Raw genomic sequence first — 24,721 nt, 5'->3', positions numbered from 1 at the left:
AAAATCGCTGCGGGCGAGGCTGGCGGCCTGGCGCGCAGCCGCAAGTGTACGCGGTCCTCTGATGCCCCACGGGTGTCCGGCCCGATGGGATCGGCCGCGCCAACCGCACGCGACCGCAAGGATGCACTGGGGCCATATGACAACATACGGGGCGAAATCCGCCAACTTTTCTTTGCATCAAGAAGCAAAACGCCCTCCAGCGGAGGGCGTTCTGGCGTCTAGTCGCGCACGGTCAAGTGCGGACGGTTTATTCGGCGCCGGACTTCTTGATCAGCGCGTGCAGCATTTCCATTTCTTCGCCGGTCAGGTCGGTCAGCGGTGCGCGCACCGGGCCCGCGTCGTGGCCGACCAGCTTGGCGCCGGCCTTGACGATGCTGACGGCGTAGCCGGCCTTGCGGTTGCGGATTTCCAGGTACGGCAGGAAGAAATCGTCCAGCAGGCGGTTGGTGGTGTCGCTGTCGCCGGCGGCGATGGCGTTGTAGAACTCCATGGCCATCTTGGGCACGAAGTTGAAGACGGCCGACGAGTAGACCGGCACGCCCAGCGCGCGGTAGGCGGCGGCATAGACTTCAGCGGTGGGCAGGCCGCCCAGGTACGAGAAGCGGTCGCCCAGCTTGCGGCGGATGCGGACCATCGATTCGATGTCGCCGATGCCGTCCTTGAAACCGACCAGGTTGGGGCAGCGATCAGCCAGGCGGGCCAGGCTGTCGGCCGACAGACGCGACTGGGCGCGGTTGTAGACGATGACGCCGATGTTGACCGACTTGCAGACCTGCTCGACGTGGGCGGCGATGCCGTCCTGCGAGGCTTCGGTCAGGTAGTGGGGCAACAGCAGGACGCCCTTGGCGCCTTGGCGCTCGGCTTCTTGTGCGTAAGCGATGGCGGTGCGGGTGGGGCCGCCGGCGCCGGCCAGGATCGGCACCTTGCCCTTGCAGGTCTGCACGGCGGTGCGGATGACGTCGGAGTATTCATCAGGGGCCAGCGAGAAGAACTCACCGGTGCCGCCGGCTGCGAACAGGGCGGTGGCGCCGTAGGGGGCCAGCCATTCCAGACGAGCCGCATAGCTCTTGGCGTTGAAATCGCCGTTCTGGTCGAAGTCGGTCACGGGGAAGGAGAGCAATCCTTCCGAGACGATGGCTTTGAGTTCCTGGGGAGTAGTCATGGCTGTCTTCCAAATATAAGGAATGGGTATTGAAAAGGCGGTATGCCGTGGCCGCGGCGTTGTTCGATCCGCGATGTCAGTCATCGTACAACATATAAGTCGGACATACAACGGCTTCCCGGGAGAAATGTTGTCGTACAACAAGCCGAATGTATCTTTTGAATCTAGGAATTTCCCTATATTGAACGGAGAAGTCGGCCGCGCTATCCTCAGCGCTCATTGTCGTACGACAACGTACAAGAACGGCGACAATTCCCAATATCTAGGAGACAAGTTTGAAGGCATTCCCCCTGTTGAGCCGCCTGTCGGCCGTCCTGGCCGTCGCCACCGCTTTTGCCGCACCTGTCCACGCCGCTGACGACTGGCCGTCTGCGAAGGCCATCACGCTGGTCGTTCCGTTTGCGGCGGGCGGCACGTCCGACATTCTGGGGCGCTTGATCGCCCAGGAACTGGGCACGACGCTCAAGCAGACCGTCGTCGTTGAAAACAAGGGTGGCGCCGGTGGCGTACTGGGCGCGGACGCCGTGGCGCGCGCCAAGCCGGACGGCTACACGCTGCTGCTGGGCACGATCGCCACGCACGCCATCAACCCGTCCCTGCTGCCCAGCATCAACTACAACGCGGCCAAGGATTTCTCGCCCGTGATCCTGCTGGGCAGCATTTCCAATGTGCTGCTGGTGGGCGCGAACCAGCCCTATAAGAGCGTGCAGGATGTCGTTGCCGCCGCCAAGGCCAATCCCGACACGATCGCCTTCGGCTCGGCCGGGCAGGGCACGTCGCAGCATTTGTCGGGCGAAGTGTTCAAGCAGCTGACGGGCGCGCACCTGACGCACGTGCCGTACCGCGGCAGCGCGCCGGCTATTTCGGACCTGATCGGCGGGCAGATCCCCAGCTCGTTCGAAACCGCCCTGGTCGCGTTGCCGTATGTGCAAAGCGGCAAGGTCCGCGCGCTGGCGGTCACGTCCGCCAAGCGCACCGCCGTGCTGCCGGACGTGCCCACCATGCAGGAAGCCGGCGTGCCGGGCTTTGACGTCAGCAGCTGGCAGGCCATCTACGCCCCGGCCAACACGCCGCCGGCCGTGGTCGAAAAGCTGAACAAGACGATCGCCGAGATCGTGGCCAAGCCGGAAGTCACCGCCAAGATGCAGGGCCTGGGTCTGGCCTACACGCCGAACACGCCGGCAGAATTCACGGCATTCCAGGCGGCCGAGCAGGCCAAGTGGGCCAAGATCATTGCCGATGGAAAGCTGAAGGCGCAGTGATTGCGTTGTTAAGTATGAAAGCCTGGCGCGGGGAGTCGATCCTCGCGCCAGGTTTTTTTATTGGGTTGGAGTTTTGACGGGGTGAAGCGGGGTTTGCAATGGGCGTCTTAATAGGTGTCTGACACGGGCGCGAAATGGCGTAGGCCCCGGGCCGCGTGGGGCGGCGCCGGGGCCTATTTGTTGATGCGACGCCCGTAATCCAGGCGTCAACCCATTACGCCTTGACCAGCGTGCCGTCCACCATGCGCGTCAGACCCAGCGGGTTACCGCGCTGGACGCCTTCCGGCAGCAGGCCGTCGGGCAGGTCCTGGTAGCAGACCGGACGCAGGAAGCGACGGATCGCCGTGGCGCCCACCGACGTCGAGGCCGGGTTCGACGTGGCCGGGAAGGGGCCGCCGTGGACCATGGCGTGGCTGACTTCCACGCCGGTCGGGTAGCCATTGGCCAGGATGCGGCCAGCCTTGCGTTCCAGTACCGGCAGCAGGGCGCGGGCGTCGTCCAGGTCGGCGTCGTCCACGAACAGCGTCGCGGTCAGTTGGCCTTCCAGATGCTCGGCCACGGCGCGGACCTGCGCGGCGTCCTTGCACGCGACAACCAGCGAAGCGGGGCCGAACACTTCGGCTTCCAGCTCGTGCGAGGCCAGGAACTGGTCGGCGCTGGCGCCGAACACCACGGCGCCGGCGGCGTTGCAGGCGGGGTTCGAGGGTTCCCCGCGGCCGACCGTCGACACGCTGGCGTGGCGCGCGAGGGCATCCGCGCCTTGCTCATAGGCCGAGAAGATGCCCGGCGTCAGCATGGTGGCGGCGCCCTTGGCCTTGACGGCCTCGGCGGCAGCCTGGCGGAAGCGGTCCAGCGCCGGACCTTCGATGCCGATCACCAGGCCGGGGTTCGTGCAGAACTGGCCCACGCCCATCGACAGCGAATCCACGAAGCCCTTGGCGATGGTCTCGGCGCGCGCTTCCAGCGCGGCGGGCAGCAGGAAGACGGGGTTGATGCTGGACATTTCCGCGTAGACGGGAATCGGCACGGGGCGGGCGTTGGCGGCAGCGACCAGCGCCAGGCCGCCGCGGCGCGAGCCGGTGAAGCCGATGGCCGTGATGGCCGGGTGCGTTGCCAGTGCCGTGCCGATTTCATTGCCGGCGCCAAACAGCAGCGAGAACGCGCCTTCCGGCAGACCGTGCTTGGCGACGGCTTGCTGGATGGCGCGGCCGACCAGCTCGGACGTGCCGGGGTGGGCGTTGTGCGCCTTGACGATCACCGGGCAACCGGCGGCCAATGCCGAGGCGGTGTCGCCGCCCGCAACCGAGAAGGCGAGCGGGAAGTTGCTGGCGCCGAACACCACCACGGGGCCCAGGGGAACGTTGGCCAGGCGCAGGTCGGCGCGCGGCAACGGCTGGCGCTCGGGTTGGGCCGGGTCGATCGTGGCGTCCAGGAAATAGCCGTCGCGCACGACGCGGGCAAACAGACGCAGCTGGCCGACGGTACGGCCGCGCTCGCCTTGCAGGCGGGCGACGGGCAGACCGGTTTCCTGGTGCGCGCGTTCGATCAGCGCGTCGCCGATGGCCACGATGTTCTCAGCGATGCTTTCCAGGAATTGGGCGCGCGTTTCCAGCGGCAGGGCGCGGTACGGGTCAAAGGCGGCGCGGGCCAGTTCGGCGGCGCGCGACACGTCGTCGGCGGAGCCGGCGGGGTAGGCGGGTTCCAGGCGTTCGCCGGTGGCGGGATTGATGGCGTGCTGGGCAGCGCCCGCGCCCAGGACGGCGGTCGAGCCGATCAACATCTGGCCGGTCAGGTTCATGGTCATCTCCAAAAATAGGCGCCGATCCGAAGGATGGGCGTTGTCGCCCCCGACGGGTCCGGGGAAAAAAATGCCCCCGGACCGGGGGCAGATAGCAGGTGTCAGTGCGGACCGATTACTCGGCGCCGGACTTCTTGATCAGCGCTTGCAGCATTTCCATTTCTTCGCCGGTCAGGTCGGTCAGCGGTGCGCGCACCGGGCCCGCGTCGTGGCCGACCAGCTTGGCGCCGGCCTTGACGATGCTGACGGCGTAGCCGGCCTTGCGGTTGCGGATTTCCAGGTAGGGCAGGAAGAAATCGTCCAGCAGGCGGTTGGTGGTGTCGCTGTCGCCGGCGGCAATGGCGTTGTAGAACTCCATGGCCATCTTGGGCACGAAGTTGAAGACGGCCGACGAGTAGACCGGCACGCCCAGCGCGCGGTAGGCGGCTGCGTAGACTTCGGCGGTGGGCAGGCCGCCCAGGTACGAGAAGCGGTCGCCCATCTTGCGGCGGATGCGGACCATCGATTCGATGTCGCCGATGCCGTCCTTGAAGCCGACCAGATTGGGGCAGCGGTCGGCCAGGCGGGCCAGGCTGTCGGCCGACAGACGCGACTGGGCGCGGTTGTAGACGATGACGCCGATGTTGACGGACTTGCAGACCTGCTCGACGTGGGCGGCGATGCCGTCCTGCGAAGCTTCGGTCAGGTAGTGGGGCAACAGCAGGACGCCCTTAGCGCCTTGGCGTTCGGCTTCTTGTGCGTAAGCGATGGCGGTGCGGGTGGGGCCGCCGGCGCCAGCCAGGATCGGCACCTTGCCCTTGCAGGTCTGCACGGCGGTACGGATGACGTCGGAGTATTCGTCGGGAGCCAGCGAGAAGAACTCACCGGTGCCGCCGGCGGCGAACAGGGCGGTGGCGCCGTAGGGGGCCAGCCATTCCAGACGAGCCGCATAGCTCTTGGCGTTGAAATCGCCGTTCTGGTCGAAGTCGGTCACGGGGAAGGAAAGCAAGCCTTCCGAAACAATGGCCTTGAGTTCTTGCGGAGTCGTCATGTTGCGCTCATCCCTAAATGGCCGTCGCAGGCGAAAGGTAGGTGCTTGCGAACGGGATGCGGTGGTAAAAGGTGAGTCATCGTACAACATCAATTTGCCGGATTCAAGGCGTGTCCCCATGTGGCGCAGCATTTACAAGGGGAAACCCGAAATTCCTTTCTAGAGCCTTTCAGCGATATTCTCTTGGTTGTACGATAACGTACGGTGCCCGCAGCGGGGCATCCATCAGGCTAAAGGATTCATCATGCAGGTTGCAGTCGAGCAGGCGCCCGTTCTCATCAAGATTCATCCCGACGACAACGTCGCCATCGTGGCCAACGATGGCGGATTGCCGTCGGGAACCGTTCTGCCCGATGGGCTTCAGTTGGTCGACGCCGTGCCGCAAGGGCATAAGGTTGCCCTGACCGATCTGGCCGAGGGCGACGAGGTCCGGCGCTACAACGTGGTGGTCGGCTACGCCGCCAAGGCGCTGCCGCGTGGCAGTTGGATCAACGAGCGCGTCACCACGATGCCGACGGCCCGCACGCTGGAAGACCTGCCGGTCTCCACGCGGATTGCGCCGCTGCCGCCGCTCGAGGGCTACACCTTCCAGGGCTATCGCAACGCGGACGGCACCGTCGGCACGCGCAACATTCTTGCCATCAGCACCACGGTGCAGTGCGTGCAGGGCGTGGTCGAGCACGCGGTCGCGCGCATCCGCCGCGAACTGCTGCCGCTGTATCCCAACGTTGACGACGTGGTGGGCATCGAGCACACCTACGGCTGCGGCGTAGCCATCGACGCGCCCGGCGCGGCGATTCCCATCCGCACGCTGCACAACATCGCCCGCAACCCGAACTTCGGCGGCACGTCCATGGTCGTCAGCCTGGGCTGTGAAAAGTTGCAGCCGGACCGCCTCCTGGCGCCCACCGCCATTCCGATCCGCGCCGGCGAGGGCATGGGCGGCGACGGCGTGGACACCATCGTCCTGCAGGACGAAGAGAACATCGGCTTCGATTCGATGATCCAGCTCATCATGCGCACCGCCGAGCGCCACCTGCAGAAGCTCAACGCCCGCCAGCGCGAAACCTGCCCGGTGTCGGACCTGACCGTCGGCGTGCAGTGCGGCGGTAGCGATGCGTTTTCCGGCGTGACGGCCAACCCGGCCGTGGGCTTTGCCACCGACCTGCTGGTGCGCGCAGGCGGCACGGTGATGTTCTCCGAGAACACCGAGGTGCGCGACGGCATCGACCAGTTGACTGCCCGCGCCGAAACGCCCGAAGTCGCGGACGCGCTGATCCGCGAAATGGCCTGGTACGACGCGTACCTGCAGCGCGGCATGGCCGACCGCAGCGCCAACACCAGTCCCGGCAACAAGAAGGGCGGCCTGTCCAACATTGTGGAAAAGGCCATGGGGTCGATCGTCAAGTCGGGTTCCTCGCCGATTCATGGCGTGCTGTCGCCCGGCGACCGCCTGACACGCAAGGGCCTGATCTTTGCGGCCACGCCCGCCAGCGACTTCATCTGCGGCACGCTGCAACTGGCCGCCGGCATGAACCTGCACATATTCACCACCGGCCGCGGCACGCCCTACGGGCTGGCGCAGGTGCCGGTCATCAAGGTCGCCACGCGCTCGGCGCTGGCGCGCCGCTGGCACGACCTGATGGACGTGGATGCCGGCGTCATCGCCACCGGCCAGGCCTCGATCGAGGAAGTGGGCTGGCAGCTCTTTCAGATGATGCTGGACGTGGCCAGCGGCAAGAAGCAGACCTGTGCGGAAAAACTCAAGCTGCACAACGCCTTGGCGCTGTTCAACCCGGGCCCCGTGACCTGATCGGACCCAATCCGTCCGTAGCGCCATCGCAGAATAAAACCACCGAGAGGAGACAGCCGATGGAAATTGACCCGCAAGTCCAGGCCGGCCGGCGCCGGCTGCTGGGCGCCGCGCTTGCACTGGCCCCCGCCAGTCTGGTGCACGCGCAGTCTTTCAGCTTCACCCCGCAGCAGCGCTACCCGGACCCCTCGGTCCGGATCCTGGACCCGGAATTCGCCAAGTACCGCATCTACAGCAGCAGCGTGGAGCAGCTTGCGACCGGCTTCCGCTGGCTGGAAGGTCCGGTGTGGTTTGGCGACGGGCGTTATCTGCTCGCTTCGGACATTCCCAACAACCGCATCATCCGCTGGGACGAAACCACCGGCCAAACCAGCGTGTTCCGCCATCCGTCCAATTTCAGCAATGGGCTCGCCCGGGACCGCCAGGGCCGCCTGCTGGCCTGCGAACACCTGACGCGCCGCGTCACGCGCACGGAGTACGACGGCAGCATCACGGTGCTGGCGGACCGCTTTGACGGCAAGCCTTTCAATTCGCCCAATGACATCGTGTGCCAGCGCAATGGCGCCATCTGGTTCACCGATCCGCCCTTCGGCATCGGCGGGCACTGGGAAGGCGACAAGGCCACGCCCGAGCTGCCGCATTCCGTCTATCGCATCGATCCTGGCAGCGGCAGTGTGACGCTGGCGCTTGCCGACCTGGCCGGCCCCAACGGCCTGTGTTTCTCGCCCGACGAGAAGGTGCTGTACATCGTCGAATCCCGTCACCAGCCCAATCGCGTGATCTGGGCCTTCGACGTGGGCGCCGACGGCGCGCTGTCCAACAAGCGCCTGCACGTCGACGCGCAGGGACCCGGCGCCATCGACGGCATCAAGTGCGACGAGGCCGGCAACCTGTGGTGCGGGTGGGGCAGCAACGGCTCGCCCGACGCCAAAGCCGAGGACCTGGACGGCGTGATGGTGTTCAACCCCGCGGGCAAGGCCATCGGCCACATCCGCCTGCCGGAACGCTGCGCCAATCTTTGCTTTGGCGGCGCCAAGCGCAACCGCCTCTTCATGGCGAGCAGCCATTCGCTCTATGCCCTGTACGTGGAGACCCGCGGCGCGTCATAGGCACATCCCCACCGCGGCCTCACCAGGCCGCGGGACACTTCAACACACATACCAAACAGTGTGGAGACAGCATGAACCCGAGCAAGAGACAGTTCCTGGGCAGCGCCGCGGCGCTTTGCCTGACGCCCCTGGTGCCGGCATGGGCCCAATCGGCGGAATGGCCGACGCGGCCCGTGCGCATCGTCGTGCCTTACCCGCCCGGCGGCTCGTCGGACATCATCGCGCGCATCCTGGCGCCCCGGCTGGCAGAAGTGCTCAAGCAGACCGTGGTCGTCGAGAACAAGCCCGGCGCCAACGGCAACCTGGGCGCCGGTCTGGTGGTGCAGTCGGCTAACGAAGGCCACACGGTCCTCTTGTGCGACGTCGGCGCGCTGGCGATCAGCCCGTCCGTCTACACGAAGCTGACCTTTGATCCGTCCAAGGACCTGCGCGCCGTCGGTATGCTGGCGTATTCGCCGCACGTGCTGGCCGTGCACCCGGACGTGAAGGCCAAGACCGTGCAGGATCTGGTCGAGCTGTCCAAGAAAGAACGCATCAACTTCGCCGTCACCGCGATCGGCAGCGCGCCTCACCTGGCGGCCGTCGCGGTTCAGCAGGCCACGGGCGCGCAGTGGGAATACGTGCCGTACAAGGGCGGTTCGCAGGCCGTCACCGACACCATCGGCGGCCAGACGCAGATCATCATGAACGGGCTGCTGGCCACGCTGCCGCACATCAAGTCCGGCAAGCTGCGCGCGATCGCGATTTCCAAGAGCGAACGCATGAAGCTGGTGCCGGACATCCCCACCATCTCCGAGCAGGGCGTGAAGGGCTTTGAGTCCGGCACGTGGCAAGGCGTGATGGCCCCGTCCAACATGACCGACCCGGTGGCGGCCCGCCTGCAGATGCTGATGGCGCAGATCGTCACCCAGCCGGACGTCACGGCGCAGTTGAACGAGCAGGGCGCCGAGATCGTCACCAAGAGCCCGGCCGAACTTGCGCAGTTCTTCAGCAGCGAGCGCGCGCGCTGGGCCAAGGTCGTGGCCAGCACCGACATCCGCCTGGATTGAACGGCGCCGATCCCGCCTTGCTAGGGGCGGGGTTCGGGAGCACACTGGAATTGCGTCCAGGCTTCGGCCTGGACCGATTCCGTGGAGCCCGGTCAATGAAACCTTTGTTTGCCGCGGTGCTGGGAGCCTTGGGTGCGTTGTCGGCGCTGGCCGCTGCGCCTGCGCTGGCGCGCGATCCGCTTCCGACGGTGCCATCCCCGCCAACGTCGGCCCGCACCTTGCCGGATACGTGCCTGGGCACCGATTGCCCGCGCATCGTTGACCCGGGCAAGATCAATCGGGATTGCCTGGGCACCTCGTGTCCGGGGTCCCGCTATCCGTCGCCGGCGGCAACGCCCACGCGGCCGCAGGATCAGCCCGGGCTGAAGGCGCCCACCCGGACCTGGCTGCCGCCGATGCCGCCCCGGCCGGGTCAGACGCCAATAGGGCCGCTGACGCCCGCGCCCGCGCTGCCGCGATAGGCGCAGGGCTTGCGCATTATTCGTCGCCAGGCGGCGATCACGAAACGGCATGGTGGACGCACGGCGCTCCAGGCCGCAGGTATGATGGCCTGCTTGCGCCTGTCAATCTCCGCGCCGGCCCACACGCGCCGGGCTTTCCGAAGACACCACACCCCATGAACGACCGCCTGCAGCAGACTCTGCGCCGCTTCGACGACTACAACGCCGCCGACCCCAACACGTTTACCTGGCAAGGCGAATCCTGTCCGCAGGAGCTGTTTCTTGCGCAAAAGCTGCACGAATGGGTCATGAAGCTGGCCCCCGATGCTTCCGAACCGCTGATCCTGGCGTCCCGGTGCCAGCATATCGGCCGCTGGGAAATCGCACGCGCCAGCTATCCCGAAGGCCGCATCGGCTACCTGACGTGGCGCAAGGCGCTGGCACGGCATCACGCCGGCATCGCGCAGGAGATCATGGAGGAAGCAGGCTATCCGCAGGCAGATTGCGAGCGCGTGGCGGCGATCCTGATGAAGCAGGGCATCAAGCAGGATCCGGACGTGCAGGTCATGGAGAACGCGCTGTGCCTGGTGTTCCTGCAATACCAGTACGAGGCCTTTTACCCGGCCCACGAAGACAAGATCGTCGAGATCCTGCGCAAGTCATTGCTGAAGATGGACGGCGCGGGGCATCAGCAGGCCATGACGCTGACCTATTCCGAGAAGGGCATGGGCTACATCAAGCAGGCGCTGGCGGCGCTGGAGCCGGCAGGCTAGATACAGCCGCATCAATGCAGAAAGGCCTGCGCCAGACCGGGAAACATTGTCCCGGCCTGGCGCAGGCCTGAATTGCTTTTGGCGGGCTTATTCGGACGCTTGGGGCGTGACGTCTGTCTGGGCGGCGTCAGTGGGCGTGACGTCTGCGGACGTCGCACCGGCGGCCTTCGTGTCGGCGGCTTTCACCTCTGCGGCTTTCACCTCTGCGGCTTTCACATCCACGGCTTTCACATCAGCGGATGGCACGTCGGCAGGTTGCGTGTCAGGGGCGGCATCAGCAGCCGGCGCCGGGGTCTGGTCAGCAGCCGTCTGCGCCTTTTTCTCGGCCCGTGCGCGGGCGGCGTTGCGCGACGCGTTGCGAGATGCCATGCGCTTGGCGTGACGCGCTTCGTTGGCGGTCACGGCGCCGGCGGGTTCGCCGTTCAGGTCCACGCGCGGCGCGTCCTCGACCATGCTGGCCCAGTAGCGGCGGCCATCGCACCAGGTCTTGACGGCTTCCTTGATCTGCGCCTCGTCGAGTTGCAGTTGCTCGGCGTGTTGCACCAGGTCCGCCAGCACGCCCAGCTTGAGCGGCAGCTTGGGCGCGGGGTTCTTGGGGAAAGCCTTGGGAAAGTGACGTTGCAGGCGCGAAATGGCGACGACCACGGGATCGACCGGCGTCTCGCGCTTTTCGGGACGTGGCGCACGCTGGCCCTTGTCGCCGCCTTGCGCGCGCTTTGCCTTGTCGCCGCCTTGCGGACGCGGACCCTTGCCGGCGCCTTGCGGGCGGCGCGGCTTGTCCGTGCCTTGCGGTCGCGATTCGTTCTTCGAGCCTGCCTTGTCAGGCGACTGCTTGATAAGCAATTCCCGGATCGCGGCTAATTGTTCTAGTCCCATGTGCTACACAAAAAAAAGGTTGAGGCGGCGAGCGTATCCGCTGCGCCGCCAGTTGTCGGCCTTTCAGCAGCCCTGAAAACTTCTACCCGGAGATGACCACGAGCAGCGCCAGCGACAGCAGGATGCCGAACGCGGCCAGGGCAAACGGCAGTAGTAGAACATACACGCCGCGTTCTTGCCCCCGTCCATGCGCCAAACCGGCCGCAATCGACATCCGGACCGGCGAAAAAATCCCCATCGACGTGCCCGAGACGTGCAGCAGCGCGGCGGCCGCGGGCACGTTCAGACCGGCCTGAAGCGCTAATGATAGCTGGGAAGACATGAACAGGCTGTTCGGCGCATTGCCGCTGTTGGCCAGAATGCCGAACGCGCCGGCTAGAAGCGGCGTGATCAGGATAGTCCAGTCGCGCAGGCTCGAGAATAATCCATCGGCATACGCCCGGGAAATGCCCGCGCCCGCGAGCACCTCGGCCATCATTGCGAACAAAAAGACGGACATGACGGCATGACGTCCTGTCATCCACGCGGCGCGTGCCTGAGCCCGCAGCGCGCCCGGGTGGCGTTGCCAGGCAGCTATGGCGACCGCGCCCGCGATCAGCCAGCTTCCGGCGTGCAGAAAAGGCATCCAGGCCGGCAGGTCCGGATAAGGCTTGAAATCGGCCACGCCGGCAAGGCCGCGATTCAGGCCGGGGACGAGCCGCGTAGCCACCAGCCAGGCGATGAGGGCGATGTAGGGCAGGGCGCGGCGTGCGGCGTCCAGCGCTTGCCCGCGATCGGGCCTGCGGTCCGCCAGGAATCGCAGCACGATCAGCGGGCCATAGGCTGCCAGCAGCGCCGTTTCCGGTCCCAGCAGTGCGGTCGCTGCCGTCAGCAAGGCCAGGCTCGCGGCCATCCAGCCCGCTTCACGCCCCAGTTCGGCCACAGGCGCGGACAGCGCCGCGCGTGCGGCAGTGCGCCAGTACAACGCCAGCCACACCCCCATCAGCAGCGCCACGGGCACCATGCTGTAAAGAGCAAGCTGCGTGGCCGGCACCCGCGCGTAGGCCGAGGCCAGCAACGTGCCGCTTCCCATCGCGCCCCAAGGGATGAGTGTCTGGCTGAGCAGCGCGAACACCATGATCTCGCGCGGCTTCAGGCCCAGCGGGCGGATCAGCATCACCGTTCCCAGCATGCCCACGCCGAAGCCCGTGGCAGACTCGGCAAACGGACCGACCAGGAAACAGGCGAAGAAGAGCAGCCGGCGCCGTGCGAGGGGCTCGAGACGCATGGCGTCCGGCGGATTGCCTGCCGCGCCCTTGCTCATGCCGCCCTGCGCCGCCATCTGCCAGAACAGCAGGCCGCCGAGGATGTAGGGGGTGATGATCCAGCCGATCCAGAGTCCGCGTTCCAGGGCAACGGCCAGTTGCGCCAGCGCGAACGGCGCGGGCGCGGCGAGCAGGGCGATGGGCAGCGCCGCCAGCAGGCCCAGCGCCGCGGCGATGGTCGTGTTGACGCGCCCGCTCGCGATCGCGGCGATCACGGTCAGCGCCGGCAGGGACCACAGCAGGTACATCATGAAAGAAACATCCGCATCGCCCGGGTGAAGTCGCGGCGCAAAGCGTATCAGTCTATGGCGGCAGCGGGTAGCCGTGGCGATGGGCGGCGCGAACGTGGACGACGACGGCGGCGGACGGGGTGCGGGCAGGGACGCGGGCGTGCACGCAGACCCCAGACGCAAGAACGCCGGCTGGCGTTTGCACGCGAGCCGGCGTTCGGGGGTGACGGGTCAGGTCGGGATTGCGTTGTCTACTGGTTCGCGCCGCGGATGTTGCCGGCGATACCGCCGGCTGCACCGCCAATGGCGGCCCCGGTCCAGGCACTGCCCCCCGCGATGGCGGCAATGCCGGCGCCCGCCGCGGCGCCCATCAAGCCACCCGTGACGGTGCCTTGCTGTTCCTTGGTCATGTTGGTGCATGCGGCCAGCGATGCCATCGCAATGGCCAGGCCTATCGTGCGGATAGTCTTCATGGCGGCTCCTAGGGGGTGCGTTTCGTCTTGGTGGCAGGCACGACGATCTCAAACCAGATCGTCTCCATGACGGGGCGATCCAATTGGCCCGGATTGGCGGCATACCAGCGGTCGATGGTCTCGCGCACCGAGTCCAGCGTCTGGTTCTGAAGGCCCGCGGAGAACTTGGGCACCAGCGTCTGGGTATCCGGCACGGCCCGGCGTTGCTGATAGGCGCGTTCAACCTCAAGCGCATTGGCCACGCCCAGCAGATAGGCCTTCTTGAGGTTGGCGTCGGAATCGGTCCAGTGCTTGCCGGTGATGATCGGGGCGGGGTCCGAGGGGGCGGCCGTGACAGCCGACCCGACAAGCATCGAGAGGGCTACGGTCGCTGGGCCAAGCAGGTGTTTTACTCGCATCGCATCGCTCCTGTTGGGGGAACAAAAGATAGAAAACAACCTTCGCGCGCGATTCGGGCGGGGGGATCGAGATGGCCGATCGAAAAGCGGTACCGATCAATTTATGCCTGAATGCGTGGTCATGCAAGACCGGATTACAGGACGGATCGGCCGCTTCGGGATGCTCAATAGGCGGCGGACGGGGCGGGCGCCGCGGCGTTCGGGTCCGCGCAAGAGAAGCTTGCCGCCAGCCGGCGGGCGCTATTTGCGTAAAGCAGCACGTCAACGCCTACCGCCACGAAGGTGCAGCCCAGTTCCAGGTAACGGCGCGCCAGCGCGGGGTCCGATGTCAAGGTTCCGGCTGCTTTGCCGTGTTCGATGATGACTTGCATGGCGCGCTCGATGGCGGCTTGCACGTCCGGATGCCCGGGCCGCCCGCGATACCCCATGGACGCGGCCAGATCGGCCGGCCCGATGAACACGCCGTCCACGCCGGGCACCTCGCAGATCGCCTCCAGGTTCGACAGCGCCTGCACCGTTTCCGCCTGCACCAGCAGGCAGATCTCGTCGTCGGCGATTTCCAGGTAGTCCTGACGGGCGCTCCAGTGAGATGCGCGCCCCACGGCGCTGCCCACGCCGCGTATGCCTTGCGGCGGATAGCGGGTCGCGGCCACCAGGGCGCGGGCCTGATCGGCGGTGTCGACCATCGGCACCAGCAGGTTCTTCGCGCCGATGTCCAGCATCTGCTTGATGAGTGCGGTGTCTCCGGCCACCACGCGCACCACGGGCTGGGCGCGGTAGGGCGCGACGCTCTGCAGGGCGGCCAGGGTGCCGCGCAGGTCGTTCGGGGCGTGCTCGCCGTCGATCAGCAGCCAATCGAAGCCTGCCGTGGCGGAAACCTCGGCCAGATAGGGGTCGGCCATCGAGAGCCACAGGCCGACCTGGGCCTGGCGCGCGGCAAGGGCCGTCTTGAAGGGGTTGTGTGCAGGCATGCGTGAAGGTTCCTGAAATGACGGGTCAGCTGACGATGCCCAGATGCCAGGGCACGAATTCATGGTTGCCCAGGCCCAGTGCTTCGCTCTTGGTCGGCGCGCCGGAGGCCGCGCGCAGGATATGGTCGAAGATGCGTTGTCCCATCTGTGCGATGTCTACCTCGCCATCGAGCACCGCGCCGCAATTGATGTCCATGTCTTCCACCAGGCGCGCATACATGCTGCTGTTGCTGGCAAGTTTGAGCGTGGGCGCGGGCTTGGAGCCGAACATCGACCCGCGGCCTGTCGTGAAGCAGATCAGGTTGGCGCCGCTGGCGATCTGGCCGGTGACGGCGACGGGGTCGTAGCCGGGCGAATCCATGAAAACCAGGCCTGCGCGGTCGATGGGCTCGGCATATTCATACACGGCCTGCAGCGGCGTCGTGCCGCCTTTCATGGCGGACCCCAGCGATTTCTCGAAAATGTTGGCCAGGCCGCCTTGCTGGTTGCCGTGGCCGACGACGCCGTTGAACTGCGCGTTGTGTCCGGCCGTGTACCTTTCCCACCAGGCCAGCCGGTCCAGCAGTTTCTGGCCCACTTCCGGCGTGACGGCGCGGCGGGTCAGCAGGTATTCCACCCCGTGGATCTCCGGGGTTTCGGACAGGATCGCCGTGCCGCCGTGCCGCACCAGGATGTCCATGGCTGCACCCAGCGCAGGATTGGCCGTGATGGCGGAGTAGCCGTCCGATCCGCCGCATTCCAGACCGATCTTGAGGTGGCTTGCCGGCACGGGGCTGCGGCGCGCGGCATCGGCCAGCGGCAGCATCTCGTTGATGGCCCGGATGCCGGCCTCGATCGTGGCCCGGGTGCCGCCCGTGTCCTGCATCACGAGCGTACGCACCCGCGCGTCCCCGGCCAGATCCTGCGATTCGATCAGCGCCGACACCTGATTGCGTTCGCAGCCCAGCCCTACGATCAGCACGCCGGCCAGGTTCGGGTGCCGCGCGTAGCCGGCCAGCGTGCGTCGCAGGACGTCGAAATGCTCGCTGGGCGACGACATGCCGCAACCGCTCGTCTGCGCGAACGCCACTACGCCGTCCACGTTGGGAAACGCGGCAAGGCGTTCGGGCGTGAAGTGCTGCGCGATGTGGTGGATGACCGTCGCGGAACAGTTCACCGACGCGAGGATGCCGATGAAATTGCGCGTGCCCACCCGGCCATCCCCCCGAACGTAGCCCTGAAACGTCGCGCGTTCGGCCTCGGGCAGGATGTCGACCGGCCGCACATCGCGGCAGAAGCCCGGATCCCGCTCGAAGTCGGCGAGCGCAAGATTGTGTGCATGCACGTGCTCGCCGGCTTCGATATCGCGCGCGGCCACGCCGATGATCGCGTCGTACTTGCGCACGGGCGTGCCTGCCGGAATCCGGCAGGCCGCAATCTTGTGGCCGCCCGGCACCTGCGCGCGTACCCGCAGGCCCAGCGCCGGGATAGGCATGCCCAAGGCCAGGGCCTCCCGGGCGACCAGCACATTGTCGTTGGCGTGCAGCCGGATCAAGGGATTGGAAGTCACCGGGGATCAGCCTTTCTGCAGCATTTCTTTCAGTTTCAGGCGCGCGATCAGCGCGGTCTCCTGCGCATAGACCGACGCCACATAAGCCTGGTAATCCGGCCCGTCCAGGTACATCACCGGCGCATCGATGCGGTCGGCCACCTGCTTGAAGGCGTCGCTCCTGACCGCAGTGCGGAAGGCCTCGCGCAGCTTGCGCTCGACGGCGGGGTCCAGGCCCTTGGGCGCGCCGATGCCGTTGGGGGCCTCGACCACGACGTCGTAGCCCAGTTCTTTCAGGGTGGGCGCCTCCTTGAAACGCGAGGCGCGCGACTCGCCCCAGGTCGCCAGAAGCCGCAGCTTGCCTGCCTCGACATGCGGCGCCCACGAGCTTGAATCCGCCAGCAGATCGATCTGCCCGCCCAGCACATCCTGCAGGGCGGCCGCGCCGCCCTTGTAGGCAATCGCATTGAAACGCACGCCGGCCGTCATGGCGAACTCTTCCATGCCCACATGCGTCGCGCCGCCGATGCCGGCGTGGCCGTATGTCAGCTTGCCGGGATTGGCCTTTGCGTAAGCCACGACCTCCTGCAACGTCTTGAACGGCGAGCTGGCAAGCACTGCGATGCCGAAGGTCTGGCCCGACGTACGGGCCAAATAAGTCAGCTCGCTGCGCGGATCAAGCTGCAACAGTCCCAATTGCGAGAAACGCGCCACCGAAATGGGAATCTGGCCGATGGTGTAGCCGTCGGGCTGCGCCTGCGACAGCGACTTCGTGCCGATCATGCCCGAGGCGCCCGCGCGGTTCTCCACCACGATGGACTGGCCGAGCACGCCCGACGCTACTTGGCAGAGCGCGCGCATGGACTGGTCCGCGGTGCCGCCGACGGGCCAGGGGCAGATGAAGGTGATGGGGCGCTGCGGATAGTCCGCGGCGCGTGCCAGGCCGGGGGCCAGCAGGCCGGCCGCGCCGGCGCCAGCCATGGCGCCCAGACAGGCGGCGCCCGCCAGGAACCTGCGCCGGTCCCGGTCAGGGGTGGGGATGTGCCTCATGGTTTGTCTCCGATGTGATTATTTTTGTGAGCACCCTCAAGGCTACAAGGCCGCCCGGATCTATTCTCGTGAGCTTATATATAACTATCCAATAGAATTGCCGCATCGATAGATAACAAGTCTGATATGTAAGGACGTTGGTATGGCGCACCTGGACCGCGTGTTCCGCTCAAACCTGAAGCTGCGTCACCTCCAATTGGTGGTGGCGCTGGACGAGTTCCGGCATTTGGGGCGCACGGCCGAGTTCATGGCGGTCAGCCAGCCGGCGGTGTCGCGCATGCTGTCGGAGGTGGAGTCCATGCTGGGTCTCGCGCTGTTTGCGCGGTCCGTGCGCGGCACGGAGCCCACCGACGCGGGCGCTGCAGTGGTGCGCTTTGCGCGCGGCGTGCTGGCGCAGTACGCGCGCACGCGTGATGAGATCGACGCCGCCGCAAGCGGCGCGGCCGGCAAGACGCGGGTGGGGGCGATGGCGGTCGCGTTGCCGGTGCTGCTGGCGCGGGCCGTGCATGCCTTGAAGCTGCGGTCGGCGCGCGCAACCGTCCTGATCGAAGAGGGCGACCTGACCCATCTGCTGCCCAAATTGCGGCTGGGCGAACTGGATCTGTTCGTGGGAAGGCTGGAGCCAGGCTACGCCGCGCCCGATCTGCATGCCGAAGCGTTGTTCGAAGAGCCGATGGTAGTGGTGGCGGCGCCCGGCAGCGACGTGGCAGGCCGCAGCGCACCGGGGTGGGCGGATCTGGCGGCGTTGCCTTGCGTGATGCCGCCGCCGTGGGCGTCATTGCGGGTAAAGCTGGAGCAGCAGTTCCATCATCGCGGCCTGCAACCGTCGTCCGATCTGATGGAAACGTCGTCCTACCTGTCCACGCTGACTTTCATTCGTGAGCGCAATGCGGTGGGATTTCTGGCGAAGTCGGCCGCCCGCAGTTTCGAGCGCCAGGGCCTGTGCCGGATCCTGGACGTGCCGCTGGACCTGGCATTGCCGCCGGTCGGCATCATCACCTTGCGTGAAGCCCGGCTGCCTGCGGCCAGCGCGCACCTGATCGAATGCCTGAAGAACGAGGCAACGGCGCTGATGGCTGATGCGGCAAACGGCGCCGGTTAGGCCGGCGCCGTTCCCGCGATGGGCTTTACTTCGCGGCGGTGGTCTGTGCCGCGGCGGGCGCCAGCGCCTGCAGGAGCAGCTTGGCGTTGGCCTGCAGGTCGGCAACGGGATCGGCCCCGTCGGTGGCCAGCACGACGGCCTTGGCGCCGCCGGCTTCGATGGCCTGGCGCAGTTCCGGCGTGGGCTCGCGGTGCAGCAGCGCTGCGGCCGCGCCGTTGTCCTTGAGTGTGGCGGTCAGCGCCGCCAACGTCTCACGCGCCCAGTCCTTGTCGTCGCGCGCATTCGTGTCGATCAAATCCAGATTGAACTCGGCAATCAGGTAGGGCAGGCGCTCGGACAGGCTGACGACGGCCACATTCTCGGCCTGAGCCAATCCGGCCTGGCTGCTGGCGTTCAATTCGACCAGCGTGCGCTTGATCTGCGCCAGGTTTTCGGCGATGCGCTTGTCGTCGGACGGGGACAGGCGCCCCAGATCGGCGGCGACGATGTCGGCCATGCGGCCCAGGTTGACGATGCTGAGCCACGGGTAGGCGGCAAACTGTCCGCCGGGGCGCGTGTCGCTTTGCAGGGCAATGCCGTTCAGCGCACCATCGAGCGGACGGGCGGCGTCGATTTCGACGATGCGGATGTTGGTGCGCCGCGCGTTGGCAAAGAGCGGATCGTCTGGCCAGATGGAGCGCAGGCCGACCGCGGCGTCCGCCGATGCGGCGGCCTTTTGCAGCGCAGCGCCGCCGCGCCCGCTGAAATACGACGTGAGGCGGGTGGCCGGCAGGTTGGCGGGCGCGGCGCGCTCCACACGGATGGTGCTGCCTTTGGCCAGGCTGTCGGTCAGCGCAAACACGACGGGATGCGCGGCCAGCACGGTGACGCTGCCCGTGGCGGCGGCCGAGGCTTCCGGCTGCGCGGCACGCGCGGCGCGGCCGGATTTGGCGGCTTCCTGGGCTTGCGCCGTGACGGCGGCGCCCAGCGCGGATGCCAATGCCACGGCCAGGGCGGCGCGGCGCAGGGTGACTGACTTCAAACTCATGCTGCATTTCCTTTCAGACCGGGGACCAGGCCGCGTGCCAGGGCCGAGATCGCAAACAAAACACCCGCGACCAGAATGATGGCCGCGCCGGATGGGATCGGCAGTTCCAGTTCGATGGGCAACATGATGCCGGCCAGTGTGCTGAACAGCGCGAACAGCACCGACATCGTGAAAAAGCCCTTGAGCGACTGCGCCAGCATCCGCGCCGCGGCCGCCGGAATCACCAGCAGTGCGCCGACCAGAATGGCGCCGATCACCTTGACCGAGGCCACCGTGACAAGCGTCACCAGGATCACGAACAGGTAGTCCATGGCCTTGACGGGCACGCCGCGCACGGCGGCCAACTGCGGATTGAAGCTGGCCAGCATCAGCCGGTTGTAGTTGGGCAGGGCCAGCGCCAGCGCCAGGATCGCCACGCACGTCAGAACCGACAGGTCGTTGCTGTTGACGGTGAGCACCGAGCCGAACAGCACGTTTTCCAGGATGTGGATGTTGATGCGGCCTGACAGCACGAGCAACAGGCTTGCGCCCAGCGCCAGCGACACCGACAGGAACACGCCAATCAGCGTGTCGGGCGTGAGGCGCGTGCGATTGCTGAGGAAATTGAGCAGGATGCCGAAGATGAGGCAATAGCTGAACAGGCTGCCATACGGCCCGGTGTAGGGCTCGCCCAGCAGGATCCCGATAGCGACGCCGGTCAGCGCGGCATGGCCCACGGCTTCCGAGAAGAACGCAAAGCGCTTGACCACGACCAGCGTGCCCAGGCCGCCCAACACCGGTCCGATGATCAGACCCGCAAGCAGGGCGTTGGTGACGAAGCCGAAGGCTAGCGATTCGGGCAGCACGCCGGATTCCGCCGCGCTCTGAATGAGCTGGCGCAGGTTGTCGAAAAAGGCGTTCATGCGGCGCGCTCCTGCGGCTGATTGCCAACGCGCGGCCGGGTTGAAAAGAGCGCAAGCAGGCGGTCGGGCGTCAGCACCTGCGCGGGCGGGCCGTCGCAAAGCACCTGGCGGTTCAGGCCGGTGACGCGATCGGCCAGGCGGCCGACGGCCTCCAGGTCGTGTTCGATCCACAGCACGGTCACGCGCTGCGCGCGCCAACTGTCCAGCAGTTCTTCAAACACGCGCACGCCGGCTTCGTCCAGCGCCGACATGGGTTCGTCCAGCACGACCATCGATGGGCTGGGCACCAGGCCCTGGGCCAGGAGCACGCGCTGGCGCTCGCCGCCCGACAGCGCGCCCATGCGGCGGTTGCGCTTGTCCTGCATGCCAACGCGTTCCAGCGCGTCGCCGATTTCCTTCGATTTCGCGCGCGACAGGCCAAGGAACGCAGGTTTGCGCTGGCACATCGCGGCCATGAAATCGTTGACGGTCATGGGCAGGCCACGATCGAACTCAAGGGCCTGCGGGATGTAGCCGATGACGCCCGCCCGGTCGCCCGGCCACGCCACGCTGAGCTTGCCGCGATGCGGCATCTGGCCCAGCAGCGTCTTGACCAGCGAACTCTTGCCGCCGCCGTTGGGGCCGACCAGCGCATGCACGCTGCCGGCCGCAACGCTAAAGGCGACGTCGCTGAGGATGTCGGTACGGCCGAGCGTCAGGGAGATGTGGTCGAAGGTCAGCGTGGGACCCATTGCGCCGCCCGGGTGGGCTGTCACGGGGCCGGTCACGCGCCGGCCTCTTCGATGGCGCGCACCACAGTGGCCAGGTTCTGCTTCATTTCTTTTTCGAACTGCTCGGGGCTGTATTCGCCATACGAGATGTGCGACAGCGCATACAGCTTCACGCCGGTCTCGCGCTGGATCGTCTCGACGTACGCGGACGGGAAGTTCAGCTCGGAGAAGATCACCTTGACGTCTGCCGCGCGCAATTGCTCGATGGTGCCCTTGAGCTGCGCGGGGCTGGGCTCGATGCCGTGCGCCGGTTCGACAACCGCAGTGACTTCCAGGCCGAACTCACGCAAGAGGTAGTCGTAGGCGCCATGGATCGTGGCCACGCGCAGGTCCGCGTTGGGTGCTTTTGCAAGCTGGCCAAGGGCGTCGGCGCGCAGCTTGCGCAGACGCTGGCCATAGGCGCGTGCATTGGCGGTGTAGGTCTGCGCGTTGGCCGGGTCGATACGGCCCAGTTCGCGTGCAATGGTGTTGATCTGGGCGATCGAGGCGGTGATCGACAGGAACGTGTGCGGATTCACGACCTTGCCGGAATCGCCGCCGCCGCGTGCGGCCATGCCCACGGCCGCCAGCAGCGGCACCTGCGCGTTCGCTTCGATCACGGGGATTTTCGGCGTTTCGCTGGCGGCGATCATGCGGTCCGCAAAGTCGTCATGGCCGATGCCGTTGAGCACAACGACATCCAGGGTGCCGATGCGCTTGATGTCTTCGGCACGCGGCTCGTAGGCGTGCGGATTGAAGCCCACCGGAATCAGCGGCACGACCTCGGCCTTGTCGCCCACGATGTTGGCGACGTAGCTGTAATAGGGATGCAGCGTCACGCCGATCTTCAGGCGCTTGGCCTCTTCGGCGTGGACGGGCGCGGCGAAGGCGCCGGCCAGCAGCGCCAGCGCGGCGATCGGCGCGGCGCAGCGGCGCAGGAGCTGTGAGAAAGACGAAAAGGCAGACATAAATCCGTAGGCTCGTGTCGGAAGACGAAGGGGGAAGGGCCCGGTCAGGGCTTGTTCTGGCGGGTCACGCCGGCGTCGAACTGAGCGACGACCTGGCGCCAGCCCGCGGCGGCCAGCGCGGCGTCGTCGGTGGCAGCGGGCACGCGGGCCGCAGCATCGCGGGCCAGCCAGACATCAGCCTGGGCGTCCGCGCCATGGTCATGACCATGGCCGTCCTTGGCGTGGCCGTCTTCGGTACGCAGCAGGAATGATCCGGCCAGTGCAACGTCGGCCGTCTGGCCCACGTATAGCGCCTTACCGCTCTGGCGTTGGAGCCGCCAGGCGTGTCCACCGCGCACGGCGGTGCTGTTGTCGGCCACAAACGGCGGCAGCCCCTGCGCGGCCAGTTCTTCAACCGAAGGCAGCGGCTCGCCGGCCTGCAGCGCGAAGCCGATTTCCTCGTAGGCGACCCGCAGGTCGGCGTAAATGCCTTGTTCGGCGGGCGTCAGGTCGCGCCGCGCATCGATCTGGGTGGCGGCGAGCGGCGCGCTTTCGGGCGGCGCTTCACGCAGACCGATATAACCCGCGGCGGCCGCGACGATGACCAGGCAGGCGCCCAGCACCGCCAGCGTTTCGTGTCCGCCGCCCGCGGGTCGGATGACTTGTGTATGCATGCTGCGAAGGGCCTGGGCTTACTGGATGTCGACGTGGTCGATTTCAACGACGTGGCCGGGGCCCGCGTCGAACAGCACGTAGAACTCGCCGTTGGGCCGCTTGAACGACATCTTGGAATCGGCATCCAGCTTGCCCGGCACGATGATCTGTTCGTCGTACGAGATCACGTCCATGGTGACGCCGGCGGCGCCGCTGCCGTCGGAGAATCCGCCGGTGCACTGGATCTGTTCCTTGCCATCGGCCTTGCATTCGGCCATGGGGTTGTGCGCCAGGGCGGTGGCGCTGGCGCTCAGCAGCGCGCCCAGCAGGGCAGCGCGAAGGCCGTTAGCGAAAATTGCATTCATCGGGATGCTCCTTGTTTCTTCAGCCACTCGACGGTGGCGGGGGAGGCCATGGCAAGCGGCCAGGCCGCCTGGTGCACCGAACCGTCCCAGCCTTCCGCGGTGACCCAGAGCTCGGCGTCCGGGGCGGTGCGCGGCGGGATCGGCACGGTGGCAAAAGCCCGGTGCGGGCTGCCAAAGAAAATCGAACCCGCGGCACGCAGGCTGCGCGGTTTGCCCACGCGCACGTAGACAGCGCGGATCTGATCCTTGCAGCCTTCGCACTGGGCCATGGTGAAGGTCTTGACCATGCCGGCTGGATCGGACTGGGGCGGCTCGACCTTCCACTCGGCAAACTTCAGCTTCCAGGGACCCACGTCCAGCTCGCCCGCGGGGCGCTGGCCCAGCCCCATCAGCCCGCGCGACAGCGCCAGGTTGTCGAAATACTTCGGGACATAAATGATGGGCAGGAGGAGCAGCAGGGCGCTCAGGTGGAAGCGCCAGCGGCGCCAGAAACTGGGTTTGGCCGCGGCGGCGTCCAGGGTGGCGGTCTTGCTCATTCGGTCACCTCGCGAGCGGCGGTACGGTCTGCGCGGGCAGGGCGCAGGGCTTTGGCAGTGGCCTGCGCGGTGCGCTTGGTCCAGATCAGGAGGCCGCTGAGCGACATCATGGTCAGCAGGAGCCCAAACAGGAACCACACCAGCTTCAGCCAGAAGCCGCCGAAGTCGCCGGTATGCAGCGGCCGCATGGATTCAGTGAAGAATTCCAGGCCGTTGCGGTCGGACAGGCGGCGCACTTCCTCGACCGCGCCGTTGTACGGATTGATCTTGGCGTACTGGAACATCAGCGGATACGCGCCGCGGCCCGAAATGGTGATCGGGTCATACGCGTTGCCGGGGAAGAAGACGTGCTGCGTTTCCAGGCCGGGCAGTTCGCGCTCGGCAATGGCAACGATCTCGTCGAGCGGCAGGCGCTTGACGGTTTCGCCGGCGGCGACGGTGGGCACCTGATCGCGGGCTACGACAGCCGGCACGCCCTGTGTCGAAATGGTGGTCGCCGTGTCGGACAGGATTGCCTGCGCCAGGAACCAGATCGCGCTGACCGAAATCAGCAGGATGAACCAAACCGACCACAGACCCGACAGGCGGTGGAAGTCGCCCCAGAAAATGCGAGCGCCCTGGCCGACGCGCAGACGCGGCTTCTGAAAATAGGCGCGCCAGAACCGCTTGTAGACCACCAGTCCGGTGATCAGCGACAGCAGCATCGGAATCGACAACAGCGAGACCAGATACCAGCCCCAGCTGTAGCCATTGTTGAACGGGATCAGCAGCCAGCCGTGCAGCGCGCGCATGAATTGGCGCAGGTCGAAGTTCAGGGCCGGACCTTGCACGTGGCCGGTGTACGGGTTGACGTAGATCGAGGTGAAGCGTGCGCCCGGATAACCCACGGCGGCCGTCAGGGCGAACTGCGATTCCTCAGGCCAGGACAGGCGCTGCACCGACGCTTCGGGTTCCTGTTTGGCGATGGAGTCCATCAGGGCCTGGTAGCCCATGCGGGGCGTATCGGCATCGAGCGCCTGGGCGCGAACGGCGGGGTTGATGAGCCAGACGATTTCCTGGCTGATGACGGCGATGGTCCCGGTCGCACAGATGAAGAAAAGGAAAATCCAGATTGGCAAGGCCAGCCAACTGTGGACGAGAAACCATAATTTGGAGCGCGATGGCTTGGCCATT

The 24,721-nt window shown here is 66.6% G+C and carries 25 protein-coding genes; 7 read left to right on the top strand and 18 right to left on the bottom strand.

The genetic code is table 11. The annotated features are described in order from the left end of the window. Window positions 1–247: 247 nt before the first annotated feature. Window positions 248–1,162, bottom strand: a complete 915-nt coding sequence (kdgD, locus tag KW836_RS15795) for a 5-dehydro-4-deoxyglucarate dehydratase (protein ID WP_175121459.1) — start codon at window positions 1,160–1,162, stop codon at window positions 248–250. A 275-nt stretch (window positions 1,163–1,437) separates the two neighbouring features. On the opposite strand from kdgD (KW836_RS15795), the gene KW836_RS15790 reads away from it, so the two are divergent. Beyond that, on the top strand, window positions 1,438–2,424 hold the full coding sequence (locus tag KW836_RS15790) for a tripartite tricarboxylate transporter substrate binding protein (RefSeq protein ID WP_175121460.1): 987 nt from the start codon (window positions 1,438–1,440) through the stop codon (window positions 2,422–2,424). Between the two features lie 214 nt (window positions 2,425–2,638). Here the strand turns inward: KW836_RS15790 and KW836_RS15785 are convergent, their stop codons facing one another. Both KW836_RS15785 and kdgD (KW836_RS15780) read right to left on the bottom strand, forming a co-directional pair. Then, entirely contained in the window at window positions 2,639–4,222 is a 1,584-nt protein-coding gene (locus KW836_RS15785; protein ID WP_218343956.1) for an aldehyde dehydrogenase (NADP(+)), read from the bottom strand. Between the two features lie 115 nt (window positions 4,223–4,337). Continuing rightward, window positions 4,338–5,252 (bottom strand): 5-dehydro-4-deoxyglucarate dehydratase, encoded by a 915-nt coding sequence (gene kdgD, locus KW836_RS15780; RefSeq protein WP_218343955.1) that lies wholly within the window; start codon window positions 5,250–5,252, stop codon window positions 4,338–4,340. A 244-nt stretch (window positions 5,253–5,496) separates the two neighbouring features. On the opposite strand from kdgD (KW836_RS15780), the gene garD reads away from it, so the two are divergent. From garD to KW836_RS15755, 5 genes are all read left to right on the top strand, one after another. Then, the gene (gene garD, locus KW836_RS15775; protein ID WP_175121463.1) at window positions 5,497–7,065 is read left to right on the top strand and encodes a galactarate dehydratase; all 1,569 of its coding nucleotides are present in this window, start codon (window positions 5,497–5,499) and stop codon (window positions 7,063–7,065) included. A 59-nt stretch (window positions 7,066–7,124) separates the two neighbouring features. Beyond that, window positions 7,125–8,174 carry an SMP-30/gluconolactonase/LRE family protein gene (locus KW836_RS15770; protein ID WP_218343953.1) on the top strand — a complete coding sequence of 350 codons (1,050 nt, stop codon included), beginning with the start codon at window positions 7,125–7,127 and terminating at the stop codon, window positions 8,172–8,174. Between the two features lie 71 nt (window positions 8,175–8,245). Next, the gene (locus KW836_RS15765) at window positions 8,246–9,223 is read left to right on the top strand and encodes a tripartite tricarboxylate transporter substrate binding protein (protein WP_175121465.1); all 978 of its coding nucleotides are present in this window, start codon (window positions 8,246–8,248) and stop codon (window positions 9,221–9,223) included. Between the two features lie 95 nt (window positions 9,224–9,318). Continuing rightward, entirely contained in the window at window positions 9,319–9,684 is a 366-nt protein-coding gene (locus KW836_RS15760) for a hypothetical protein (protein WP_255595763.1), read from the top strand. Between the two features lie 155 nt (window positions 9,685–9,839). After that, window positions 9,840–10,436 (top strand): DUF4202 domain-containing protein, encoded by a 597-nt coding sequence (locus KW836_RS15755; RefSeq protein ID WP_218343952.1) that lies wholly within the window; start codon window positions 9,840–9,842, stop codon window positions 10,434–10,436. A gap of 87 nt (window positions 10,437–10,523) precedes the next feature. Here the strand turns inward: KW836_RS15755 and KW836_RS15750 are convergent, their stop codons facing one another. The 7 genes from KW836_RS15750 to KW836_RS15720 form a co-directional block, all read right to left on the bottom strand. Further along, complete coding sequence (locus KW836_RS15750) at window positions 10,524–11,312, bottom strand: ProQ/FinO family protein (RefSeq protein ID WP_255595761.1); 789 nt, start codon at window positions 11,310–11,312, stop codon at window positions 10,524–10,526. Between the two features lie 82 nt (window positions 11,313–11,394). Continuing rightward, window positions 11,395–12,867, bottom strand: a complete 1,473-nt coding sequence (locus KW836_RS15745) for a hypothetical protein (RefSeq protein WP_175136461.1) — start codon at window positions 12,865–12,867, stop codon at window positions 11,395–11,397. Between the two features lie 230 nt (window positions 12,868–13,097). Continuing rightward, a complete protein-coding gene (locus KW836_RS15740; RefSeq protein ID WP_056318016.1) occupies window positions 13,098–13,319 on the bottom strand; it encodes a hypothetical protein in 222 nt (73 codons plus the stop codon). A gap of 8 nt (window positions 13,320–13,327) precedes the next feature. Beyond that, on the bottom strand, window positions 13,328–13,717 hold the full coding sequence (locus KW836_RS15735) for a hypothetical protein (RefSeq protein ID WP_175121468.1): 390 nt from the start codon (window positions 13,715–13,717) through the stop codon (window positions 13,328–13,330). Between the two features lie 164 nt (window positions 13,718–13,881). Continuing rightward, a complete protein-coding gene (gene hpaI / locus KW836_RS15730) occupies window positions 13,882–14,688 on the bottom strand; it encodes a 4-hydroxy-2-oxoheptanedioate aldolase (protein ID WP_218343950.1) in 807 nt (268 codons plus the stop codon). 25 nt (window positions 14,689–14,713) lie between these two features. Continuing rightward, entirely contained in the window at window positions 14,714–16,237 is a 1,524-nt protein-coding gene (locus tag KW836_RS15725) for a UxaA family hydrolase (RefSeq protein WP_175121470.1), read from the bottom strand. Window positions 16,238–16,243: 6 nt separating this feature from the next. Next, window positions 16,244–17,266 carry a tripartite tricarboxylate transporter substrate binding protein gene (locus KW836_RS15720; RefSeq protein ID WP_218343949.1) on the bottom strand — a complete coding sequence of 341 codons (1,023 nt, stop codon included), beginning with the start codon at window positions 17,264–17,266 and terminating at the stop codon, window positions 16,244–16,246. A 142-nt stretch (window positions 17,267–17,408) separates the two neighbouring features. On the opposite strand from KW836_RS15720, the gene KW836_RS15715 reads away from it, so the two are divergent. Next, window positions 17,409–18,368, top strand: a complete 960-nt coding sequence (locus tag KW836_RS15715; RefSeq protein WP_218343948.1) for a LysR substrate-binding domain-containing protein — start codon at window positions 17,409–17,411, stop codon at window positions 18,366–18,368. 25 nt (window positions 18,369–18,393) lie between these two features. Here the strand turns inward: KW836_RS15715 and KW836_RS15710 are convergent, their stop codons facing one another. Genes KW836_RS15710 through KW836_RS15675 form a run of 8 tightly spaced genes read right to left on the bottom strand, consistent with a single transcriptional unit; the run spans window position 18,394 to window position 24,720 of the window. Next, window positions 18,394–19,395, bottom strand: a complete 1,002-nt coding sequence (locus KW836_RS15710) for a metal ABC transporter solute-binding protein, Zn/Mn family (RefSeq protein ID WP_218343947.1) — start codon at window positions 19,393–19,395, stop codon at window positions 18,394–18,396. Next, on the bottom strand, window positions 19,392–20,297 hold the full coding sequence (locus KW836_RS15705; protein WP_175136466.1) for a metal ABC transporter permease: 906 nt from the start codon (window positions 20,295–20,297) through the stop codon (window positions 19,392–19,394). The genes KW836_RS15710 and KW836_RS15705 overlap by 4 nt, the downstream gene beginning before the upstream one ends. Continuing rightward, entirely contained in the window at window positions 20,294–21,064 is a 771-nt protein-coding gene (locus tag KW836_RS15700; protein WP_246282786.1) for a metal ABC transporter ATP-binding protein, read from the bottom strand. Before KW836_RS15700 ends, KW836_RS15705 begins: the two co-directional genes overlap by 4 nt. Further along, entirely contained in the window at window positions 21,061–22,014 is a 954-nt protein-coding gene (locus KW836_RS15695; RefSeq protein WP_218343945.1) for a metal ABC transporter substrate-binding protein, read from the bottom strand. Before KW836_RS15695 ends, KW836_RS15700 begins: the two co-directional genes overlap by 4 nt. Before the next feature lie 44 nt (window positions 22,015–22,058). Next, entirely contained in the window at window positions 22,059–22,667 is a 609-nt protein-coding gene (locus KW836_RS15690; RefSeq protein ID WP_218343943.1) for a DUF6162 family protein, read from the bottom strand. 18 nt (window positions 22,668–22,685) lie between these two features. Continuing rightward, complete coding sequence (locus tag KW836_RS15685; RefSeq protein WP_175121477.1) at window positions 22,686–23,012, bottom strand: hypothetical protein; 327 nt, start codon at window positions 23,010–23,012, stop codon at window positions 22,686–22,688. Then, entirely contained in the window at window positions 23,009–23,548 is a 540-nt protein-coding gene (locus tag KW836_RS15680; protein ID WP_218343941.1) for a thiamine pyrophosphate-binding protein, read from the bottom strand. Before KW836_RS15680 ends, KW836_RS15685 begins: the two co-directional genes overlap by 4 nt. Then, window positions 23,545–24,720 carry a PepSY domain-containing protein gene (locus KW836_RS15675; RefSeq protein ID WP_218343938.1) on the bottom strand — a complete coding sequence of 392 codons (1,176 nt, stop codon included), beginning with the start codon at window positions 24,718–24,720 and terminating at the stop codon, window positions 23,545–23,547. Before KW836_RS15675 ends, KW836_RS15680 begins: the two co-directional genes overlap by 4 nt. Between the last annotated feature and the right edge of the window lies 1 nt (window position 24,721).

It is taken from the genome of Achromobacter sp. ACM05 (assembly GCF_019218915.1).
GTDB classification, from domain to species: Bacteria; Pseudomonadota; Gammaproteobacteria; order Burkholderiales; family Burkholderiaceae_B; genus Achromobacter; species Achromobacter animicus.
Note: the sequence above shows the minus strand (reverse complement) of the source record. Positions and strands in the feature narration are given on the sequence as shown.

What these genes read in the sequence shown, in the direction of transcription:
- KW836_RS15690 (WP_218343943.1), bottom strand. Translation starts at nt 22,667, where the DNA reads ATGCATACACAAGTCATCCGACCCGCGGGCGGCGGACACGAAACGCTG.
- KW836_RS15770 (WP_218343953.1), top strand. Translation starts at nt 7,125, where the DNA reads ATGGAAATTGACCCGCAAGTCCAGGCCGGCCGGCGCCGGCTGCTGGGC.
- garD (WP_175121463.1), top strand. Translation starts at nt 5,497, where the DNA reads ATGCAGGTTGCAGTCGAGCAGGCGCCCGTTCTCATCAAGATTCATCCC.
- KW836_RS15710 (WP_218343947.1), bottom strand. Translation starts at nt 19,395, where the DNA reads ATGAGTTTGAAGTCAGTCACCCTGCGCCGCGCCGCCCTGGCCGTGGCA.
- KW836_RS15785 (WP_218343956.1), bottom strand. Translation starts at nt 4,222, where the DNA reads ATGAACCTGACCGGCCAGATGTTGATCGGCTCGACCGCCGTCCTGGGC.
- KW836_RS15695 (WP_218343945.1), bottom strand. Translation starts at nt 22,014, where the DNA reads ATGTCTGCCTTTTCGTCTTTCTCACAGCTCCTGCGCCGCTGCGCCGCG.
- KW836_RS15675 (WP_218343938.1), bottom strand. Translation starts at nt 24,720, where the DNA reads ATGGCCAAGCCATCGCGCTCCAAATTATGGTTTCTCGTCCACAGTTGG.
- KW836_RS15750 (WP_255595761.1), bottom strand. Translation starts at nt 11,312, where the DNA reads ATGGGACTAGAACAATTAGCCGCGATCCGGGAATTGCTTATCAAGCAG.
- kdgD (WP_218343955.1), bottom strand. Translation starts at nt 5,252, where the DNA reads ATGACGACTCCGCAAGAACTCAAGGCCATTGTTTCGGAAGGCTTGCTT.
- KW836_RS15745 (WP_175136461.1), bottom strand. Translation starts at nt 12,867, where the DNA reads ATGATGTACCTGCTGTGGTCCCTGCCGGCGCTGACCGTGATCGCCGCG.
- hpaI (WP_218343950.1), bottom strand. Translation starts at nt 14,688, where the DNA reads ATGCCTGCACACAACCCCTTCAAGACGGCCCTTGCCGCGCGCCAGGCC.
- KW836_RS15755 (WP_218343952.1), top strand. Translation starts at nt 9,840, where the DNA reads ATGAACGACCGCCTGCAGCAGACTCTGCGCCGCTTCGACGACTACAAC.
- KW836_RS15760 (WP_255595763.1), top strand. Translation starts at nt 9,319, where the DNA reads ATGAAACCTTTGTTTGCCGCGGTGCTGGGAGCCTTGGGTGCGTTGTCG.
- kdgD (WP_175121459.1), bottom strand. Translation starts at nt 1,162, where the DNA reads ATGACTACTCCCCAGGAACTCAAAGCCATCGTCTCGGAAGGATTGCTC.
- KW836_RS15720 (WP_218343949.1), bottom strand. Translation starts at nt 17,266, where the DNA reads ATGAGGCACATCCCCACCCCTGACCGGGACCGGCGCAGGTTCCTGGCG.
- KW836_RS15765 (WP_175121465.1), top strand. Translation starts at nt 8,246, where the DNA reads ATGAACCCGAGCAAGAGACAGTTCCTGGGCAGCGCCGCGGCGCTTTGC.
- KW836_RS15715 (WP_218343948.1), top strand. Translation starts at nt 17,409, where the DNA reads ATGGCGCACCTGGACCGCGTGTTCCGCTCAAACCTGAAGCTGCGTCAC.
- KW836_RS15685 (WP_175121477.1), bottom strand. Translation starts at nt 23,012, where the DNA reads ATGAATGCAATTTTCGCTAACGGCCTTCGCGCTGCCCTGCTGGGCGCG.
- KW836_RS15680 (WP_218343941.1), bottom strand. Translation starts at nt 23,548, where the DNA reads ATGAGCAAGACCGCCACCCTGGACGCCGCCGCGGCCAAACCCAGTTTC.
- KW836_RS15735 (WP_175121468.1), bottom strand. Translation starts at nt 13,717, where the DNA reads ATGCGAGTAAAACACCTGCTTGGCCCAGCGACCGTAGCCCTCTCGATG.
- KW836_RS15705 (WP_175136466.1), bottom strand. Translation starts at nt 20,297, where the DNA reads ATGAACGCCTTTTTCGACAACCTGCGCCAGCTCATTCAGAGCGCGGCG.
- KW836_RS15740 (WP_056318016.1), bottom strand. Translation starts at nt 13,319, where the DNA reads ATGAAGACTATCCGCACGATAGGCCTGGCCATTGCGATGGCATCGCTG.